Source organism: Nonomuraea lactucae (assembly GCF_003313395.1).
In the GTDB taxonomy this organism is placed as follows: Bacteria; Actinomycetota; Actinomycetes; order Streptosporangiales; family Streptosporangiaceae; genus Nonomuraea; species Nonomuraea lactucae.
On sequence record NZ_QNFZ01000257.1, the window covers coordinates 43,739 to 61,480 of the forward strand.

The following is a 17,742-nucleotide window of genomic DNA, read 5'->3' on the forward strand; positions in this document are numbered from 1 at the left end:
AACGACGAGAGGAATCGTGATGACCGACAGCGACGACAGCAGGCGGCAGCGCACCCGGGACACGTTCGCCACCCTGATCCGCTTGCTGCGTGAGCATGACATGCAGGGATTCGCCAGGATGTGGGCCCCCGACGGGATGATGGAGTTCCCGTTCGCGGTCGGCGAGCAGCCGCGGCGCATCGAGGGGCGGGCCGCGGTGGAGCAGTACTTGGCGCACTACACCGACATGGTCGACGTGCGGGACGTCACGGTGCACGCCGTCCACGACCTTCTCGACCCGGGCACCATCGTGGTGGAGTTCGACGCCGCCGGGATCGTGGTCAGCACGGGCCGGCCCTACCGGATGCCCTACATCGCCGTGATCCGGGTCGGTGACGAGGGTGTCGAGAGTTACCGCGACTATTGGACTCTCGCCGTGGTCGCCGACGCGCTGCGACCCGCCGACGAGCAGCCGGGGACTCCGGCATGAGCGCGCCGATCCTGGTCACCGGCGCGACCGGCACCACTGGTTCACGTGTCGTCGCCCGGCTCCGGCGGCAGGGCCGCGACGTGCGTGCCGTGAGTCGCGGCACGCCGGGCGCCGGACACTTCGAATGGGCCGACCCGAAAGGTTGGCCGGCGCTCCTCGAAGGGGTCGAGGCGGTGTATCTGGTCGCGCCCACGGACGGGTCGGACCCGGTGCCGCCGTTCGCCGAATTCCTGGCGGTCGCACGCGAGTCCGGCGTCCGCCGCGGGGTGCTGCTCAGCTCCTCTGCGCTGCCGGAGGTGGGCGCGGGGCCGGGCGCGCTGCCTAGGCTGGTGCGTGACCACCTGGAGGAGTATGCGATCCTGCGGCCGTCATGGTTCATGACGAACGTCCTCGGCGCTACGCCGCTGGCGGCCGGCCTGCGGTCCGGCGAGGTCGTCACAGCCACTGGTGACGGCCGCGTGGCGTTCGTCGACCCCGACGACATCGCGGCGGTCGCGGTGGTGTGCCTGCTCGCCGATCAGACGCCCGGCACCGACCTCGTCCTCACCGGACCGGAGGCCCTGGGCTATGCCGAGGTGTGCGCCATGGTCTCCGCTCTCCTGCGTCGCCCGATCGTCCACCGCAGCGTGGACGTCGGCACCTACAGCCGGTTCCTCGTCGAGCACGGGATCCCGGCGTCGTACGCCCCGCTGCTCGCGGCCCTCGATGAACCGATCAGCCGCGGGAGCGAGGATCGCGTGACCGACGGCGTGCAGCGGATCACAGGACGACCACCCAGGTCGTTCCGGGCCTTCCTGCAGGACCACGCCGCCGAACTCGCCGCCGGCTGAAATTCCCCGGCGGCGGCCGCCTTCTCGCCTACTGGTTCAACGACCGAGTCGTAGTCGCGGGTCGCGGCGGTGGGGACGCCACCTTCTCAGGTGCGCGCCTGGGCGGCGGCTTCGGCCTCGGAGTCCTGGATGCCTAGGTTTGCGTAGGCCACCGGGTTGGCGTACTCCCACACCTTGACGATCTTCCCACCCTCGACGTCGATTTTGAAGATGTACACGTTGCGGTAGACGAGCTTCTCGGCCGTGGACAGGATGTCGCCGTTGGCCTGCAGGAAGACCGAGCGGGCGTCCTGGCTGACGGTGTAGACCTTGTCCAGGAAGGCGACCCGGTCGAACCCCGCCGCAACCGACCGGATGTAGCCCATCACGTGCTCCTTGCCGTCGAAGACGTACCAGGGCTCGGGCGTGCCCTCGATCGACAGCGGGATGGTGATGTTGGCCTCCGGCGCGAGCAGGGCCGCCACACCCTCGGGGTCACGGCCCTCGAAGGCGGCGAAGAAGGCCTGGGCGAGGGACAGGGCGTCCTGATGAGCGTCGCTCATGGTGAATTCCTTTCGTTGCGACAGAACCGGCCGGGGCGAAGCGGGCCATCCGCCTCACCGTGGCCCAGCGGCGAATCTGACGTCGGGCACGGCGCGCGGGAACTCCCTCGCCTCGGCGTTACCGGGACTGCCGGCACCATGCTCACAGTACGTCAATGCCGCAGATTGGACGGCGTGACCTCGCATGACAACGAGTCCGTCCGCGTTGCTCCCGCACGTCTGGCGCGACCGCGCAGACAACCCCTCGCCGTATGTCGTGGCGGCGCTCGGGCGCGCTGCTGTCGCGCCGACGGGCTCCACCGCGCTAGGCGGCGGTGAACCGGACGGGCAGCGCGACAGGGCCACGGCTGATGCCCGCGGGCAGCCAGCGCCGCTCGGCCGACGGGTCGGCCCAGGACAGGTCCGGCAGCCGGTCAAGCAGCACGCGCAGCGCGATGGCGCCTTCGAAGCGGGCCAGCGGGGCGCCCAGGCAGTAGTGGATGCCGTGCCCGAAGGCCAGATGCCGTGGCTCTGAGCGAGTCACGTCGAGCCCGTCGGCGGGGTCGGCCGCGCGGCCGGCGGAGGTGAGGGCGACCGTGACCGTCTCGCCGCGCCTGATGAGCTGGCCGGCGAGCGCGAGATCCTCGGTGGCGAAGCGGGCCGGTGTGATCTCCACGGGAGGGTCGAAGCGCAGGAACTCCTCCACGGCGTTGGGGATGCGTTCGGGATGGGCCCTCAGGTACGCGGCCTGGTCCGGGTGGTCCAGGAGGGCGGTGACGGCGTTGCCGAGAAGGTTCACCGTGGTCTCGTGGCCGGCGGCGACCAGGATGACGGCGGTGCCGAGCAGTTCGGCCTCCGACAGGCGGTCCTGGTCGTCGTCGTGTACCCGGATCAGCTCGGAGAGCAGGTCGTCGGCCGGCACGCGGCGCTTCATCGCCAGCAGCCGCTGCAGGTAGGAGTTGAGCGCCAGCAGGGCGTTACGCTGCCCGGCCGAGGGGTTGCCCATGCCCTGCCGCGTCCAGCGCTGCAGATCGTCGCGGTGCTGCTCGGGCACGCCGAGCAGCTCGCAGATGACCGCCATGGGCAGCGGGCCGGTGAAGGAGACGACCAGGTCGGCCGCGCCCGCGGACGCGAAAGCGTCGATCAGCTCGTGTGCCAGCCGTTCGATGCGCGGGGCGAGCCGCTCGACGGCACCGGCGGTGAAGGCCCTGGATACCAAGCGGCGCAGCCGGGTGTGCTCGGGCGGGTCGGCCATCAGCATGTTGCCGCCGAAACCCGACCCGGCCAGCAGGATGTGCCGTCCGGAGGCGCGCAACCCCTTGGCGAACGGCTCCGGGTTCTTGCTCAGCTTCGGGTGGGCGAGCGCCTGGCGGCCCAGCTCGTAGTCGACGACCAGCCAGGTGGTCGATCCGTCGGCGGAGCGCACCCGGTGGAGGGGACCCTGCCTGCGCAGCTCGGCGTAGCGGGCGTGCGCGTCGGCTTTGAATTCCGGGGTTCCGACCAGGATGGTGCCATCTCGGGTGGTCATGACCGGCATGCTCGGCCGCGCAGCACGTCAGCGGCCAGAGCAGAAGCACGTCAATCACCCGTCATTTCCGCGCAGCTCGCGTTCCCACAACTGGTTGATGATCAGGCGGGTGCCGCGCTCCAGGTGGCGGCGGTAGGTGCTCAGGGACACGGCCAGGCGCTCGGCTCCCGCCTGCTGGCTCGGGGCGCCACGCAAGTGGGCGGTGGCCAGGGCCCGGTGGAGCTTGGCCGTGCGGGGGTCGCCGGCCAGGGCGTCGATCGCGCCGGTCAGCAGGTTTCGCAGGGTCTCGGCCCGCTGGTCTCCTCCCGTGTCTTTCCCGGCGTCGGCCACGACCCTGGAACGGGTCAGCGGGTTGGCGGTCAGCCGGTCGGGGCGGCGCAGGCAGTGCAGCGCCTCGACCACGGCCGCCTCGAACTGCTCACGGGTCAGGACGGTGAACGGCTCGCTGTCGCCGCGGCGTGGCCCGGTGAGCGGCCGGGCGCGCGGGCCGGTCAGCTCCACCGCGCCACTGACCTCGAGCCACCTGTCGACCGGCACCGTGCGCCAGTCATGCGCGTACAGGCTGATGGGCCTCTCACCGGCGAGGACGGCCCGCGGCAGGACGAGCTGGTCGATGTAGGCCATCAGCGGCTCCCAGAACCGGTCCTCGCCCAGAGCGACGAAGGACCAGGCGAGGCGGCGGGCGTGGATGAACTCCGCCAACACCCGGTGGATCATAAGGTCCATCACGGGAGAGGGCCGCTGGTAGGCCGCCGGGTGCACCAGGAACCGGGCGACGCCGATCTCCTCGCCCCGGCGCAGCGGACGGTGAGCGCGGGCGTGCTCCCAGGCGGCGGCCACGACCGGGTCGCGCTCCACCTCGTCCAGACTCTCGGCGTCCAGGCGCAGCCATGCCAGCACGGCGACCGGCCCGCCATGATCGGAGCGCCGATACACGCGGAAGGCGGACGGCTGCCGCTCCAGCCAGAAGCCGGCGATCGCGGCTGAGCGCGTCCCCTCGGCCTGCTCGATGAGGCCCAGCGTCGCAGTGCGGTCGGCGGGCCGATAGCCGTCCTCGTACAGGCCGTCCGCCTCGCGCCAGGTGATGAAGCGGGAGACGAAGCCGTTGTGCCGGTGCAGAAAGGACAGCGCCAGCGTGGCGGGCAGGACGTCGGACCCCGACGCGGCCCTGGCGCGTCCGACCAGATGGGTGCGGATGCGCTCGTGCATGTCCTGGTAGCCGTCGGGGTCGCGCCAGCGAAGGTCCGCATCGAGGAGCTCCCGTACGAGGTCGTGCGGGTGGAGGCCGTGGCGGCCGGCCACGATGTACGGCTGGCGGCGCAGCCATCCGAACAGCTCATCGGCCCGGCCCGGGACGGCGGCGCCCAGCAGCGCCTGGGTGGTGTCGAGCACGTGGGCGCACACCTCCAGCGCCCGGCGATGCGCGGCGCTGGGGACCTCGCCGACGAGCCGGTCCAGTAGGCGGCGCAGGACGTCGCCCCCCGGTCGCCATCGGCCCGGCTCGTCGCCGCGCCCGGCCGCGAGCTGGACCGCCATGCTCAGGGCCAGAGGGTGGCCACCGGTGAAGCGGATCAGCGCATCGTGCAACGCGATGGCCACCCCCGAGGCGTGCAGCAGCCTCCTGGCCTCCTCATCGCGCAGGTTGCCCAGCGGCAGCACCCGCATCGCCTCCACCCAGCCGGCGTCGTCGCTCCAGCGGCTGCCGGGCGGCTGCCGACCGGCGATGACCGTGCGCGCCGTGGCGGGCAGCCTTGGCAAGAACGTACCGCTCAGCCACCCTTCGAGCCCCTGGCAGCGTTCGAAGTCGTCCACCAGCAGGACCGCGGACGGGTCGTCGAGGACGGCGCCCGCCTCGGCCTCGAAGGCCGCGGGAGAAGGGGTGATGTCCCGGCCGTTGACCAGCGTGACGCGGCGGCCAGCGCGGCGGGCCTCTTCGGCATAGCTCCGGAGCAGGGTGGTCTTGCCGACCCCGCCGGCGCCGTGCACGTACAGCACCGCGATCGTGTCCCCGGCGAGGGCGTCACGGAACGCCGCCAGGTGCTCGGCACGGCCGGTGAAGGCCCGTCCTCGTGCGGCGTCCAGGCGGTCGGCGAGTCGCATGATGGCGCATCCTCGTGGTCAGGAGGTCAGGGTGCTCAGCAGGATCAGGCCTTCGGCGGAGCGGGATCCGATTCTCGGCATGTGCCGATTGTGGCGGATACCGACATGCACAGTCGCTCCATTGTCGTCTTTCCGATCATGGCCCCGCACCGACCCTAGATGGGCGACTGGCAACGACGGTGCGTGCCTAGCGGCGATAACGGATTCCTGTTGTCATTGACATCGCTTGGTGTTATCGTCGATGACATGGATACGAGATCATCGATAATCGAGGCCACCGCGGAGCTGCTCGCGCGCTCCCCCAGTGGCGATGTATCCACTCGAGCGGTCAGTGAGGCCGCCGGTGTACAGCAGCCTGTCTTGTACCGACTGTTCGGCGACAAGAGTGGGCTGCTCAGAGCCACGGTCGACTACGTCTGGGATCAGTACCTGGGCAGCAAAAGGGCCGCCGAGAAATCCGACGACCCGTTGGAGGACCTGCGGGCGGGATGGGACAGTCATACCGCGTTCGCGCTGGCACACCCCAACGCCTACAAGCTGATGTTCTCCTCGGCGCTGGACTCGGAGCCCGAGGCCGCGGAGGAGGCCATGCGCATCCTGCGCGAAGTCCTTGAGCGGCTCGCCAAGCAGGGGCGCCTGCGAGTCACACCGGACATGGCCGCACGCATGGTCATGACCGCGAACACCGGAGTCGCACTCGCCCTGATCACCCGCCCCAGACTGTATCCAGACCAGAACCTGTCCGTCATGGTCCGCGATGCGATCCACCGGGCCATCCTCCTCGCCCCGGAGGGCACCGCAGCCCATGCGGCAGACGCCGCAGCGCACGACGCACGGCGGGCAGCAGCCACCACGCTGCTGTCGTCCGTGGACGAGTTCACGCCGCAGCCCTTCACACCCGCCGAGTCCGCACTGCTCAAGCAATGGCTGGCCCAAATCGCAGGCTCCGGCCAGCCGAGCTGACTTTCCCGTCCGCGCCGCCCGAGTGCAGCTCGCGGCGCTGGTCAAGCACGCCCGAAATCAGGACACGCCCTCACACTCCGCTGCCTGCATTCACCAAAGGACGAATCATGAACAACAACGTGACCCGCGTCGCCCTCGTCACCGGCGGCTCCGGCGGCATCGGCCGGGCTGTCGCGGAACGCCTGGCGTCGGACGGCCTAGCCGTCGGCGTGCACTACGCAGGCAACAAGGCCAGGGCCGACGAGACGGTCGCCGCCATCACCGCGTCCGGTGGCAGGGCCGTGGCGGTGGGGGGTGACGTGGCTGACGAGCACGCGATGTCCGCCGCCTTCGACGCTGTGGAGCGGGAGTTCGGCGGCATCGACGTCGTGGTCAACACCGCCGGGATCATGATCCTGTCGCCCATCGCGACGCTGGACCTCGACGACCTTGACCGCATGCACCGCACCAACATCCGCGGCACCTTCGTCGTCTCCCAGCAGGCGGCCCGGCGCGTGCGCGGCGGCGGCGCGATCATCAACTTCTCCACGTCCGTCACCCGCCTGCAGTTCCCGACCTACGGCGCCTACGTGGCGAGCAAGGGCGCGGTCGAGGCCATGACGCTCGTGCTGGCCCGCGAACTGCGCGGCAAGGACATCACCGTCAACGCCGTGGCACCCGGCCCCACCGCCACTCCGCTCTTCCTCGAGGGCAAGGACGAGACCACGATCGAAAACCTGTCCAAGGCGGCACCGCTCGAACGCCTGGGCACCCCGCGGGACATCGCCGAAGCGGTGGCCTTCCTCGCTGGGCCGGCCCGGTGGATCAACGGTCAGGTCCTCTACGCCAACGGCGGCATCGCATGATCCCAACGCCGCAACCGGCCGCAGCCATTCAACGGCGGCGGCCGGCCCCGGTCGTCCAGACACCCCAGGAGATACCTCTCATGAGCAACATCGTCGTCATCACCGGTGCCTCCAGCGGATTCGGCGCCCTCACCGCCCGGGCCCTCGCGGACGCCGGGCACACCGTGTACGCCGGAATGCGCCAGACCACCACCCGCAACGCCCCACAGGTCGAAGCCGCTAGCGTCTACAGCAAGGAACACAACGTCGACCTGCGTTCCATCGAAATGGACGTCACCTCGCAGGAGTCCGTCGACGCCGCGATCAGCCGGATCCTCGACGAGCACGGCCGTATCGACGTCCTGATCCACAACGCCGGCCACATGGTCACCGGCCCCACCGAGGCCTTCACCCCCGAGCAACTCGCCGACCTGTACGACGTCAACGTGTTGTCGACGCAGCGCGTCAACCGCGCCGCCCTGCCCAGCATGCGTCACGCGAGCCGAGGCCTGGTGATCTGGGTGTCCAGCACCAGCGTCAAGGGAGGCACCCCGCCCTACCTGGCACCATACTTCGCCGCCAAGGCCGCGATGGACTCCCTCGCCGTCAGCTACGCGGCCGAACTTGCCCGCTGGGGAGTCGAGACATCCATCGTGGTCCCCGGCGCGTTCACGAGCGGCACCAACCACTTCACCCACTCCGGTCGTCCGTCCGACCGCGATGTCGAAGCGGAGTACGAGACCAAGTACGCCGGCCTGGTCGGTCAGGTGGGCGAGAAGCTCGCCGCGCTGACCCCTGAAGATGCGGAGGCGTCCCTCGTCTCCGCCGAGATCGCCCGCATCATCGCACTTCCCGCCGGGCAGCGCCCCCACCGAGTCACCATAGACCCGATCGACGACGGTTCCGAAGAAGTCTCGGACGCCGCCGACCGGATCCGACGCGAGTTCCTCACCCGCGTGGGCCTCGCCGACCTGCTCACGGTGCACCAGGCGAACAGCTGACGCCGCGGCGCCGCGGGGCACCAGGTTTGTTCGCGGGCGCCGTCGGGTCACTGTTCGACGGCGCCCGCGAGGTCTCACGGGTGGCTGGAGATCATCAGGTCCGCCAGGTCTTCGGGCTTGATGAAGGAGGGCGGGGGCGGAGGACCCCACTGAAAGAGCCCGCGTGCTCCTTCGAGCTCCTCCGGGGTCCACAGGGCGTCTTCAGGGATGCAGTCCATGTCGCTGTGGTACTCGGCGAAGTTGCCGGCCGGGTCCTTCAGGTACCAGAAGAAGTTGCTTCCGGCGTAGTGGCGGCCCAGTCCCCACACATGACGGCCAGGGTCCCTCTCCAGCATGCTCATCGCGCCGCGGCCGATCTCGTCGACGTCGTCGACCTGCCAGCTGGTGTGGTGCAGGAAGGGCACCGGGGCACGCTGGACCAGCAGATTGTGGTGGTCGGTGGAGCACCGCAGGAACACTCCGACGTCCTTGACGATGTCGCTGACCTTGAACTCCAGTCCGTCGGTGAAGAACTTGCGCGTGGTGGCGAAGTCCGTCGTGCCCAGGACGAAGTGGCCCAGTCGACGCGGCCGGACCGGATCGGGGCGCAGCAGGCCCGGGGCGCGCTGTGCGATGCGGGGCGTGCGACCGGGGCCGTTGTACACCGGGGCAGGTGCGGGCGGTTGCACCAGGCGTGAGCGGACGACGATACGGACGCTGACGCCGGTGGCCGGCTCGACTGTCACGCACTGGGTCTCCTTGCCGGTGCCGGTCGTGGTGACCGGCACCGGGAAGTCCAGGTGCCGCAGTCGGCGCGTGATGCGTGCCAGGTCGTCGGGGTCGTCGGCGGCGAACGTGGCCTCGAGCAGCCGGCGCCGGGCGCTGTGCACGAGGCGGAGCTGGTCGCCACCGTCTGTGGTGCCGAAGACGGGGCCGGGTTCGGCGCTTCCGCTGGGCGTGGTGTGGCTTCGGACGAGGCCGAAGTCCTCGTAGAAGACGGCGGCAGCGGCGACGTCGGGCACTCCGAGAGTCAGCTGTTCGATCCTGTGGAGTGGCACGGGTTACTCCCCTGCGGGGGCGGGCTGCACGGCCGTGGCCTGGTCGAGGAGGTCGTCGGCGAGCGCTGCCAGGCCGGCCGTGTCGGTGCCGCCGAAGACGTAGAAGTCCGGCCGGTTGATGACGACCTCGATGCCGCGGGTACGGAAGTACTCCGCGTAGGTTCCGTCGACGTCGACGATGTCGGTAGGGCTCGGAGTGCCGGGGCTGCTACCCGGGTCGGAGGCGGCTGGGCGCACCGTGTAGAAGTGGCAGCCGAGGCGTTCAAGGGCGGCGGTGCGCCGGGGGCCGAGCGCGGTGCGTGGGTCGTGGGTGATGCTGACGACGGTGAAGCCGGTGGCGGGCAGCAGGCGGTCGAACAGGTCGGTCCGGTCTGCGATCTGGACGCGTCCTTGGAGCCCGAGTTCTCCGGCGGGCGCCACCGGGCGGCCGTCGGACGCGCGGTGCAGGACTCCGTCGACCAGCTGCGGAAAGTCCGGCATGGGCGGGCGGAAGCCGGCGCGGAACATCTCGTCGCGTTTGCGGGCCTCGTCCGGGTCGATGATGCAGGGAATCTTGCCGCTCTCCAAGGAGATGACCGTCCAGTCCCTGACATGGGGGTCGCGCTCGACCTGGTAGGTGTCGAGGAGCGTCTCGTCGGCCGCTCCGGAGAGCACCAGGTCGAGTTTCCAGGCGAGGTTGCGGGCGTCCCGCATGCCCGAGCACATGCCCTGGCCCATGAAGGGCGGCATCGTGTGGGCGGCGTCACCGGCCAGGAAGACGCGGCCGGAGCGCCAGCGATGGGCGATCCGTGCTTCGAAGGTGTACACGAGTTGCCGGACCGGTTCGACGTCGTGCTCGGTGACGTCGAACGGGGCGAGCAGTTCCCACGCCTTGTCCGGCCGGAGGAAGTCTTCCGGGTCCTCATCCGGTCGGAGATGCCATTCCCAGCGTCGGTGGTCCTTGCCCAGCGGCAGCACGGTGGTCGGCCGGCGCGGGTCGCAGACCTGGCCGGAGTCGAAGGCCAGCCAGAAGGGACGTTTGATACGGGCGTCGATGACCAGCCACTTCTCGTTGAAGCCCAGATCGTCGCGGTCGATGCCGAGCATCTGGCGGGTTCGGCTGTTGGCACCGTCGCAGGCGACGACGTACCGGCCGCGGAATCGGCGGTGCTCAGCTGTGAGGACGGGGCGCGGCTCGCCCGGGACCGTGCGGGTGCGTTCCACGGTCAGTTCGACGTGGTCGTCGTGCTGGACGAGGTCCACGACTTCCCAGCTCGGCATGTGCGCGACGGTCTGGGACTGGAGGATCCGGTCGAGCAGGCTGCGTTCCAGGACGGCGGAGTTCTGCATGTAGTCCGAGTGCCAGCCGGAGATGCCCTCCTCGCCCCAGGGGAACTCCAGCAGGGTCTCACCCTCGGCGTTGATCCAGGTGTAACTCTTGGTCGCGTAGGCGTCCTCGAGGGTGGGGCCTTCGGCGCCCAGTTGCTGGAGCATCCGCATAATCTCGTGATCGACGTGGCCGGCCCGGGGAAGGCCGTACAGACCCGGTTGCCGGTCGAAGACGACGGCGTCGCGGCCGAGCATCGTCCAGGTCGCCCCCAGGGTCAGGCCCACGGAGCCTCCGCCGATGATCAGAAGGTCGTGGATCCTGTCGCCGTCCGCTGTGAGGGAGGTGTCGGCGTCGTTGTGGGATCGCGCTCTGGTGGACATCAGGCACCTCCGGTGAAGGTCTGCCGGAGGTCGCCCAGGCCGGTGATGTGGCTGTGCAGTGTCTGCCCCGGCCGCAGGTAGAGCGGCGGGGTCCGGCCCGCGCCGACTCCGGCAGGCGTACCCGTGAAGACCAGGTCGCCGGGGTAGAGGGTCACCACGGACGAGAGGTGGGCGATCAGCTCCCGCACCGGGAAGATCATCTGGCTGGTGCGTCCCTTCTGCAGCACCACGCCGTCGACCTCGCAGCTCAGCGGCAGATCCTCGGGATCGTCGAGCTCGTCCGGTGTGACGAGGAAGGGGCCGGTCGGCGAGAACCCGGGAAAGGACTTGGCAAGACTGAACTGCGGAGCGGGGCCGGCGTGCTGGGAGGTGCGTTCGGAGAGGTCCTGGCCCACGGTGAGCCCGGCGACATAGGCCCAGCTCTCGTCCGCGGAGATGTGCCGGGCCTCACGCCCGATCACGGCGACCAGCTCCACCTCCCAGTCGACGGTGTCCGTGGGCAGCTCCACGGTGCTCACCGGCCCGGTGAGCGAGGACACGTACTTGGTGAAGACCAGTGGCGTGGCCGGGCGCACAAAGCCGGATTCACGGGCGTGCTCGTCGTAGTTCAGTCCGACGGCGAACACCTGCCGGGGGGCCGGGACGGGCGGCCCCAGGTCCTCCGGCCGGAACGGGAGCACCTCGGCGCCCTCGAGGTCGGCCGTCGCAACCCAGCGGGACAGTTCGTCCCAGCGCTCGAAGGCCTGCTGCGGATCGGGACCGAAGCGCCCGCCGCTGAGTCGCCCGATGTCGACCAGGCCGTCGCCGTGCACGAGGGAGAGCCGTCCGCCTAGATTCGCCAACCGCATGGGAAGCCTTTCAGAAAAGGAACGCAGGGAGTGCCGGTGGACGCAACGTGGGCGGCACACTGGCGTGACGCGAGTCTCCTGCCTGACGGCTGCCCCGCACATCCGACGGCTGACGCTCAGCGCACGCGCGGACACGGAGTCATCGGGTAGCCGACCGGGCAACCGCAAATGGGACATTTGCCCTATGCGAAATGGGTGCAAATGGGGCACGCTTCGAGCGTGTCCCTGGAAAACATGGGTTTGGCAGTACTCGTGGAGCTGGTGGAGAGCGCAGTCGACGGAATCGCCGTGCTCAGCCCGGACGGCGAGCACTTTCAGCACGTCAACCAGGCAGGCTGCCACATTCTCGGCCGCCGGCTCGAAGAGCTGCGCGCCCTGCCCGCCGCCGACTTCCCGCTGCCAGTGGTCGGCGCGCAACCCGGTGTCATGGCCGTCATGGCCCTCGGGGACCGGGAGATCGAATACATGTCGGCGGTGGTACGGACGCCCGCGAATCCCGTACGGATCGCCCGGTTCCGTGATGTGACCGATGCGCGGCGCCAGGAGCGGCGGCTCAAGGCGTTCAGCCGGACCTCCGCGAGCATCGCCTTCGCCGAGTCGCTCACCACGGGCCTCGACTCCCTGGCACGGGACGTCCGGCACGCGTCGGGCATGGAAGCGTGCACTTTTCTGATCATGGATGAGCAGGGCGAGCTGCGGCAGGTGGGCACGTGCGGCGACTACCCGGGCACGCCGGACTATGTGGACCGTCTCAAGGCATGCCGGGAGCTCGGGGCTCCCTTGCTGTCGGCGGAGGTCTTCGAGACCGGCAAGCCCGCTGTGATCGAAGGATGGCGGGAGCTCACCCTTGCCGACGAGCGTTTCGCGCCGCTGCACGAGATCAGCCAGCGGCAGAGCTGGGACACCATCGCCGTGCTGCCGCTCATCGTGCGCGGCACGACCGTCGGGGTGTTCAACGGCTTCTATCTCAAGGGCAGTCAGCCCTCCGACTCCGACCTGGCGTTTCTGTCGGCCATCGCCGACCAGGCGGCAGTGGCCGTCGACAACGCTCGGATGCTGGTTCAGCTCGAGGCGAAGGCCGCCCTGGACGAACGGCACCGCCTGGCCCGTGACCTGCACGACTCGGTGAGCCAGGCACTGTTCTCCATGACTCTGCGCAGCCGTGCGGTGCAGATACTGGCCGAACAGGCCTCACCCCCGATGCCGGAGGTGACGGCCGGCCTCGCCGAACTGCGTGACCTCGTTCAGGGAACACTGGCGGAGATGCGGGCGCTGATCTTCCAGCTCCGCCCCGAAGCTCTCCATGAAGAGGGACTGGTCTCCGCCGTCAGGCGGCACGCCGCGGCCATCGAGGCCCGGCATCATCTGCCCGTCGTCGTGGAGAGTCCTCAGCATCCCTTGTCGCTGCTCCCGGACCAGGAGACCGACCTGTTCCGGATGGTCAGCGAGGCGATGATCAACGCTGTGAAACACGCCGAGGCGCGGCAGCTGGAAGTCCACATCCGGTGCGAGGGCACGGACGGGCGGGACCTGCTGATCGAGGTACGCGACGACGGCCAGGGCTTTGACCCGGACACACCGCACCCGGGCCATCTGGGGCTGGTCTCCATGTCCGAGCGGATCGCACGGCTGGGGGGCACGTTCACGGTCGTCTCCTCCCCCGGGCGGCCGACCTCCGTACGTGCCGCGGTTCCTGGAGTATTGCGTTCCCCGGACGACGGGGTGAGAGAAGGGACGGCGCATTGAGCGGGCAAGCGGGAGCGGAGCCGATCAGGCTGCTGGTCGTGGACGATCACGCGGTCGTGCGGCAGGGGATGAAGGCTTTTCTGTCCCTGCAGGCCGACATGGAGGTGGTCGGAGAGGCGGGCGACGCTCAGGCCGCGCTCGACTTCCTCGCCACAGCGGCGGTCCGGGGCGTCATGCCGCACGTGGTGCTGATGGATCTGGTGATGCCCCGACTCGACGGGGTGTCCGGCATCCAGGCGATCAAGAAGCTCCACCCCGGGGTGGAGGTCGTGGCGATGACGAGCTTCAGCGAAACCGAGCGGGTCCGTGCCGCGCTGGCCGCCGGGGCCGCCGGCTACCTGCTGAAGGACGCCGAGGCCGACGAAGTGGCGACGGCGATCCGGGCCGCGACAGCCGGCGAGACCCATCTGGACACAGCCGTGGCACGAAAGATCACTCGCGCACTGACCGGGGTGTCCGACGGCGTGGCGTCCCTGAGCCAGCGTGAACGCGAAGTGCTGGTGCTGGTCGCCGACGGCTACAGCAACAGGGACATCGCCCGTACTCTGACCATCAGCGAGCGTACGGCTCGTACCCATGTCAGCAGCATCCTGCTGAAGATCGGGGTGACGTCCAGGACGCAGGCGGCACTGTGGGCGATCCGCCAGGGACTGACGTCGGCTTCGTGAGCCGACGTCAGTTGCGCCGAATCCGGCCTCTCAGCGGGCGATCATCCCGGCTGAGAGGTCGACGTCGGCGCCCGTCATTCCGGGCATCTGCAGCATGGCCACCACCGCAGCGGCGACTTCGTCCTCCTCGACCATCCGGCCCAGGGCGGAACGCGACACGAAGGCCGCCTCTGCGGCAGCGGCATCAGTGCCCGTCCGCTCCGCTTCCAGACGGAAATTGCGTTCCATGCGCGGCCCCTTGACCGGCCCCGGTGAGAGGCTGTTCACGGACACACCGTGCGGACCGGCCTCGCAGGCCAGGGTCGCGGTCAGTCCGAGTACAGCCGTCTTCGAGGCGGCATAGGGGGTGCGGCGGGCCAGCGGACGCTTGCCGGTCACCGAGGCGATGTTGATCACGTCGCCGCGTCCGGCCGCCATCATGGCCGGCAGGAACGCCCGGCAGACGAGGAAGACCCCCCGCACGTTGACGGCGAAGACGTCGTCCCAGTCCTGGGGGTCGATGTCGACCAGCGGAGCCACCGGCCCTGCCACGCCCGCGTTGTTGACCAGCGTGCAGATCACTTCGTCGTTCAGCTCCGCGCGTAGCCGTTCCACGGACTCCGGATCCGAGGTGTCGCAGATGGCCGTGCGTGCGGCGCCGCCGCGCCGGCCGATCTCCTTCGCCACCTGGTCCAGCTTGTCCCGGGTGCGGCCCGTGAGGACGACCCGTGCTCCGGCTCCGGCCAGGGCGAGCGAGATGGCCCGCCCCAGGCCGTTGCCGGCTCCCGTCACCAGGGCCGTGCGGCCCGCGAGCACGCTCATGCCGACTCGGCCCGGTAGACGTCCGGGGCCCACGCCAGGTCGCCACCCGCGTACTTCGCCGCCCGGACGTCACCGGAGCGCGCGTGGCCCTCGAAGAACTCCACCCGTGCGGCGCGTCCGCACAGCTCGCCCAGCTCGGCGCTGGAGCCGGTGTTCACCACCTCCTGGTACGTGACCGTCTTGAGGTACTTGCCGACCCACAGGCCGCCGGTGTAGCGGGCCGCGCCCCGGGTGGGCAGGGTGTGATTGGTGCCGATGACCTTGTCCCCGTACGAGACGCAGGTGCCCTCGCCCAGGAACAGCGCCCCGTACTGGCTCATCCGCTCCAGCGCCTCTCGCGGGTGCCGGGTGAGGATCTGCACATGCTCACTGGCGAAGCCGTCGGCGACGGTGTACGCCTCGTCGAGGCCGGCGACCACGATGACCTGTCCGTGGTCCCGCCACGCGGGGCCGGCGTAGTCCTGCGTGGACATCGTGGGCAGCAGCGTGTCGATGTACTCCAGCGTCTGCCGCGCCACCTGCTCGGATGTGGTGATGAGCACGGCCGGCGAGTCCGGTCCATGTTCCGCCTGGGAGAGCAGGTCGACCGCGACCACGAAGGGGTCGGCGTACTCGTCGGCGACCACGAGTATTTCGGTGGGGCCGGCGAACAGGTCGATGCCCACCTCACCGAAGAGCTGGCGCTTGGCCTCGGCCACGTAGGCGTTGCCCGGCCCGGCCAGCAGGTCGACCCGCCCGATGGTTTCGGTGCCGACCGCCATGGCGGCCACCGCCTGCACCCCGCCGAGCAGGTGGATCTCGTCGGCGCCCGCCAGGGACATGGCGGCGACGGTGGCGGCCGGAATCTCACCCTTGATGGGCGGAGTACAGGCCACCGTGCGCTCCACACCGGCCACCTTCGCGGTCACGATGGTCATGTGGGCGGAGGCCACCAGCGGATACCGTCCGCCGGGCACGTAGGCGCCGGCCGCACTGACGGGGATGTTGCGCTGGCCGAGGAAGACCCCCGGCATGGTCTCCACCTCGAAGTCGCCGATCGACTCGCGCTGCGCCTTGGCGAACTCGCGCACGTTGCGCTGCACGGTGCGGATGTCGTCCAGAGTCGTCTCGGGCACGCCGGCCACGATGCCGCGTATCTCGTCCTCGGTGAGCCGGAAAGAGGCGGGAGACCAGTTGTCGAACTTCTCCGAGTAGGCGCGCACCGCCTCGTCTCCCCGGGTGCGGATGTCATTGATGACTCCCGCAACGGTCTCTCTCACCCGGTCGTCGGTGACTCGGGCGCTGCTGGGCGAGGTCGCGCCCTTGATGATCTGAGGCATGGAAACTCCTTGTCGGTGTGCGGGTGGTGTGCGCGTCGGATGCGCAGTGCGTGGAACCTGGGGGGCCGGTCAGGGCCAGCCGGCACCGGAAGCCGCCGTGAGGGTGTGGATCAGCCCCTTGCTCACGCCGCGGGCGAGGTCGGCCATGGTGGTATCGGCCGAACAGAGGAAGAGCGTGCGCCGGTCGTGCCCGCCGAGCGCGCAGGCCACGGCGAGTCGGCCGTCCGCGGACACGACGTCCGTCGTGGTCCCGTCGGCGCCGATCCGCCGGAATTCACCTCGCCGCAGCAGGGCGACCCACAGGGCGCCGGTCTCATCGAGACAGAGGCCGTCGGGCATGTCCGGCAGCTCGGCGAAGGTGCACCGTTCCACGAGATCGCCATCAGCGGTGACGCGGAAGCGGGAGACTCGGTGGGCCGCCGTCTCAGCCACCCAGTACACGTGGCCGTCCGGGGAGACAGCCGCCCCATTGGGAAAGACCACGTCACGGGTCACGACCCGGGTCCGGAATTCGCGCGTCCGGGGATCCTCCACAGCGAGAATCACCTGACCAGGCCGGGGCTCCTCACCGGCCATGAGGTTGAAACCGGTGTCGCCGACGAACGCCCGCCCGGTGCCGTCGACGACCATGTCGTTGAGGAAACCGCGGGCCACACGGCTCAGGTCCGCAACCAGAGCAAGCGCATCCCCGTCCCATGTCCACAGACACCGGTCGAGGGCGCTGGCGATCAGCAGACGGCCGTCGGGCAGGAAGCCCAGACCGGCAGGTCGGCCGGGAACACCGACGACCGTGTGCACGGAGCCGTCGGCGGTCGTGCGCTTGACGGCATAGTCGTGCACGTCGGAGAACCACAGCACGCCGTCTCTCCACCGGGGCGATTCGGGGTAGACGATCTGTTCACTGAGCCGGAGCGGGGCCGGCGCGGGGACCGGCTGGGTGGCGCTCACGCCGGGTCCGCCTGGATCTCGCCGCGCGGGGCCGTCGGCACGCCTCGTCGGGCACCGGCAACGCTGCGGGCCGCCTCCAGGACCTGGTCAGGTCCACACCCTTTGTCGACGAAGGCGGCGGCTCCCGCCTTCAGGGCCAGAGCGCCGACCCGCTCCCTCGGGGTCAGCGCCAGCACCGCCACCTCGTACTGGCACAGGGCCGTGACCACAGTCAATCCTCTCGATACCTCATCAGCGGTGGACCACAGATCCACGATGCCGAGGTCCGGTGCGTGACGGGCGGCCTGCTCCACGGCCTCGGCAGGATCGGCGACCACCGCGACCAGCCGGAAACCGGCTGCCGCGGACAACAGGTCCCTCATCGCCTCACGGACACGGACGTCGTCGACGACGAGCAGCGTGGTCACACTGCGGTCGGAGATCCGGGTAGTCCTCACAGTTCCCCCCTGG

17 protein-coding genes are annotated in these 17,742 nt (G+C 69.9%); 7 read left to right on the forward strand and 10 right to left on the reverse strand.

Annotation, left to right across the window (positions count from 1 at the left end; translation table 11 throughout):
- Positions 1-19 precede the first annotated feature (19 nt).
- Both DQW85_RS16515 and DQW85_RS16520 read left to right on the forward strand, forming a co-directional pair.
- The gene (locus DQW85_RS16515) at positions 20-469 is read left to right on the forward strand and encodes a nuclear transport factor 2 family protein (RefSeq protein ID WP_113701190.1); all 450 of its coding nucleotides are present in this window, start codon (positions 20-22) and stop codon (positions 467-469) included.
- Positions 466-1,299 (forward strand): NAD(P)H-binding protein, encoded by an 834-nt coding sequence (locus DQW85_RS16520; RefSeq protein WP_113701191.1) that lies wholly within the window; start codon positions 466-468, stop codon positions 1,297-1,299. The genes DQW85_RS16515 and DQW85_RS16520 overlap by 4 nt, the downstream gene beginning before the upstream one ends.
- Positions 1,300-1,385: 86 nt before the next feature.
- Here the strand turns inward: DQW85_RS16520 and DQW85_RS16525 are convergent, their stop codons facing one another.
- The 3 genes from DQW85_RS16525 to DQW85_RS16535 all read right to left on the reverse strand — a co-directional run bounded on the left by DQW85_RS16525 (position 1,386) and on the right by DQW85_RS16535 (position 5,448).
- Positions 1,386-1,841, reverse strand: a complete 456-nt coding sequence (locus DQW85_RS16525; RefSeq protein ID WP_113701192.1) for a nuclear transport factor 2 family protein — start codon at positions 1,839-1,841, stop codon at positions 1,386-1,388.
- Positions 1,842-2,145: 304 nt separating this feature from the next.
- Positions 2,146-3,348: a cytochrome P450 family protein gene (locus DQW85_RS16530; RefSeq protein WP_240197223.1), complete on the reverse strand. Its 1,203-nt coding sequence runs from the start codon at positions 3,346-3,348 to the stop codon at positions 2,146-2,148.
- Between the two features lie 54 nt (positions 3,349-3,402).
- Positions 3,403-5,448: an ATP-binding protein gene (locus DQW85_RS16535; RefSeq protein WP_113701194.1), complete on the reverse strand. Its 2,046-nt coding sequence runs from the start codon at positions 5,446-5,448 to the stop codon at positions 3,403-3,405.
- Between the two features lie 159 nt (positions 5,449-5,607).
- Here DQW85_RS16535 and DQW85_RS16540 point away from each other — a divergent pair, with 159 nt between their 5' ends.
- The 3 genes from DQW85_RS16540 (at position 5,608) to DQW85_RS16550 (ending at position 8,236) form a co-directional block, all read left to right on the forward strand.
- Positions 5,608-6,411, forward strand: a complete 804-nt coding sequence (locus DQW85_RS16540) for a TetR/AcrR family transcriptional regulator (RefSeq protein WP_240197224.1) — start codon at positions 5,608-5,610, stop codon at positions 6,409-6,411.
- 107 nt (positions 6,412-6,518) lie between these two features.
- On the forward strand, positions 6,519-7,256 hold the full coding sequence (locus tag DQW85_RS16545; RefSeq protein WP_113701196.1) for an SDR family oxidoreductase: 738 nt from the start codon (positions 6,519-6,521) through the stop codon (positions 7,254-7,256).
- An 80-nt stretch (positions 7,257-7,336) separates the two neighbouring features.
- Positions 7,337-8,236 carry an SDR family oxidoreductase gene (locus DQW85_RS16550; RefSeq protein ID WP_113701197.1) on the forward strand — a complete coding sequence of 300 codons (900 nt, stop codon included), beginning with the start codon at positions 7,337-7,339 and terminating at the stop codon, positions 8,234-8,236.
- A 74-nt stretch (positions 8,237-8,310) separates the two neighbouring features.
- Here the strand turns inward: DQW85_RS16550 and DQW85_RS16555 are convergent, their stop codons facing one another.
- Genes DQW85_RS16555 through DQW85_RS16565 form a run of 3 tightly spaced genes read right to left on the reverse strand, consistent with a single transcriptional unit; the run spans position 8,311 to position 11,810 of the window.
- Positions 8,311-9,273: a VOC family protein gene (locus DQW85_RS16555; RefSeq protein ID WP_113701198.1), complete on the reverse strand. Its 963-nt coding sequence runs from the start codon at positions 9,271-9,273 to the stop codon at positions 8,311-8,313.
- A gap of 3 nt (positions 9,274-9,276) precedes the next feature.
- Positions 9,277-10,962 carry a bifunctional 3-(3-hydroxy-phenyl)propionate/3-hydroxycinnamic acid hydroxylase gene (locus DQW85_RS16560; protein WP_113701199.1) on the reverse strand — a complete coding sequence of 562 codons (1,686 nt, stop codon included), beginning with the start codon at positions 10,960-10,962 and terminating at the stop codon, positions 9,277-9,279.
- The gene (locus tag DQW85_RS16565; RefSeq protein ID WP_113701200.1) at positions 10,962-11,810 is read right to left on the reverse strand and encodes a fumarylacetoacetate hydrolase family protein; all 849 of its coding nucleotides are present in this window, start codon (positions 11,808-11,810) and stop codon (positions 10,962-10,964) included. The genes DQW85_RS16560 and DQW85_RS16565 overlap by 1 nt, the downstream gene beginning before the upstream one ends.
- Positions 11,811-12,044: 234 nt before the next feature.
- Between DQW85_RS16565 and DQW85_RS16570 the strand changes: the two genes are divergently transcribed.
- Both DQW85_RS16570 and DQW85_RS16575 read left to right on the forward strand, forming a co-directional pair.
- Positions 12,045-13,556: a PAS domain-containing sensor histidine kinase gene (locus DQW85_RS16570; protein WP_162795044.1), complete on the forward strand. Its 1,512-nt coding sequence runs from the start codon at positions 12,045-12,047 to the stop codon at positions 13,554-13,556.
- Entirely contained in the window at positions 13,553-14,224 is a 672-nt protein-coding gene (locus tag DQW85_RS16575; protein ID WP_205315171.1) for a response regulator transcription factor, read from the forward strand. Before DQW85_RS16570 ends, DQW85_RS16575 begins: the two co-directional genes overlap by 4 nt.
- Positions 14,225-14,254: 30 nt before the next feature.
- Here DQW85_RS16575 and DQW85_RS16580 read toward each other — a convergent pair whose 3' ends face one another.
- From DQW85_RS16580 to DQW85_RS16595, 4 genes are all read right to left on the reverse strand, one after another.
- Positions 14,255-15,025: an SDR family NAD(P)-dependent oxidoreductase gene (locus DQW85_RS16580; RefSeq protein WP_113701202.1), complete on the reverse strand. Its 771-nt coding sequence runs from the start codon at positions 15,023-15,025 to the stop codon at positions 14,255-14,257.
- Positions 15,022-16,344: a histidinol dehydrogenase gene (gene hisD, locus DQW85_RS16585; protein WP_113701203.1), complete on the reverse strand. Its 1,323-nt coding sequence runs from the start codon at positions 16,342-16,344 to the stop codon at positions 15,022-15,024. Before hisD ends, DQW85_RS16580 begins: the two co-directional genes overlap by 4 nt.
- A 69-nt stretch (positions 16,345-16,413) precedes the next feature.
- Positions 16,414-17,292, reverse strand: a complete 879-nt coding sequence (locus tag DQW85_RS16590; protein ID WP_113701204.1) for an SMP-30/gluconolactonase/LRE family protein — start codon at positions 17,290-17,292, stop codon at positions 16,414-16,416.
- Positions 17,289-17,729 (reverse strand): response regulator transcription factor, encoded by a 441-nt coding sequence (locus tag DQW85_RS16595; RefSeq protein WP_113701205.1) that lies wholly within the window; start codon positions 17,727-17,729, stop codon positions 17,289-17,291. The genes DQW85_RS16590 and DQW85_RS16595 overlap by 4 nt, the downstream gene beginning before the upstream one ends.
- Between the last annotated feature and the right edge of the window lie 13 nt (positions 17,730-17,742).

What these genes read in the sequence shown, in the direction of transcription:
- DQW85_RS16535 (WP_113701194.1), bottom strand. Translation starts at nt 5,448, where the DNA reads ATGCGACTCGCCGACCGCCTGGACGCCGCACGAGGACGGGCCTTCACC.
- DQW85_RS16565 (WP_113701200.1), bottom strand. Translation starts at nt 11,810, where the DNA reads ATGCGGTTGGCGAATCTAGGCGGACGGCTCTCCCTCGTGCACGGCGAC.
- DQW85_RS16570 (WP_162795044.1), top strand. Translation starts at nt 12,045, where the DNA reads ATGGGTTTGGCAGTACTCGTGGAGCTGGTGGAGAGCGCAGTCGACGGA.
- DQW85_RS16520 (WP_113701191.1), top strand. Translation starts at nt 466, where the DNA reads ATGAGCGCGCCGATCCTGGTCACCGGCGCGACCGGCACCACTGGTTCA.
- DQW85_RS16550 (WP_113701197.1), top strand. Translation starts at nt 7,337, where the DNA reads ATGAGCAACATCGTCGTCATCACCGGTGCCTCCAGCGGATTCGGCGCC.
- DQW85_RS16515 (WP_113701190.1), top strand. Translation starts at nt 20, where the DNA reads ATGACCGACAGCGACGACAGCAGGCGGCAGCGCACCCGGGACACGTTC.
- hisD (WP_113701203.1), bottom strand. Translation starts at nt 16,344, where the DNA reads ATGCCTCAGATCATCAAGGGCGCGACCTCGCCCAGCAGCGCCCGAGTC.
- DQW85_RS16545 (WP_113701196.1), top strand. Translation starts at nt 6,519, where the DNA reads ATGAACAACAACGTGACCCGCGTCGCCCTCGTCACCGGCGGCTCCGGC.
- DQW85_RS16525 (WP_113701192.1), bottom strand. Translation starts at nt 1,841, where the DNA reads ATGAGCGACGCTCATCAGGACGCCCTGTCCCTCGCCCAGGCCTTCTTC.
- DQW85_RS16530 (WP_240197223.1), bottom strand. Translation starts at nt 3,348, where the DNA reads ATGACCACCCGAGATGGCACCATCCTGGTCGGAACCCCGGAATTCAAA.
- DQW85_RS16580 (WP_113701202.1), bottom strand. Translation starts at nt 15,025, where the DNA reads ATGAGCGTGCTCGCGGGCCGCACGGCCCTGGTGACGGGAGCCGGCAAC.
- DQW85_RS16560 (WP_113701199.1), bottom strand. Translation starts at nt 10,962, where the DNA reads ATGTCCACCAGAGCGCGATCCCACAACGACGCCGACACCTCCCTCACA.
- DQW85_RS16540 (WP_240197224.1), top strand. Translation starts at nt 5,608, where the DNA reads ATGGGCGACTGGCAACGACGGTGCGTGCCTAGCGGCGATAACGGATTC.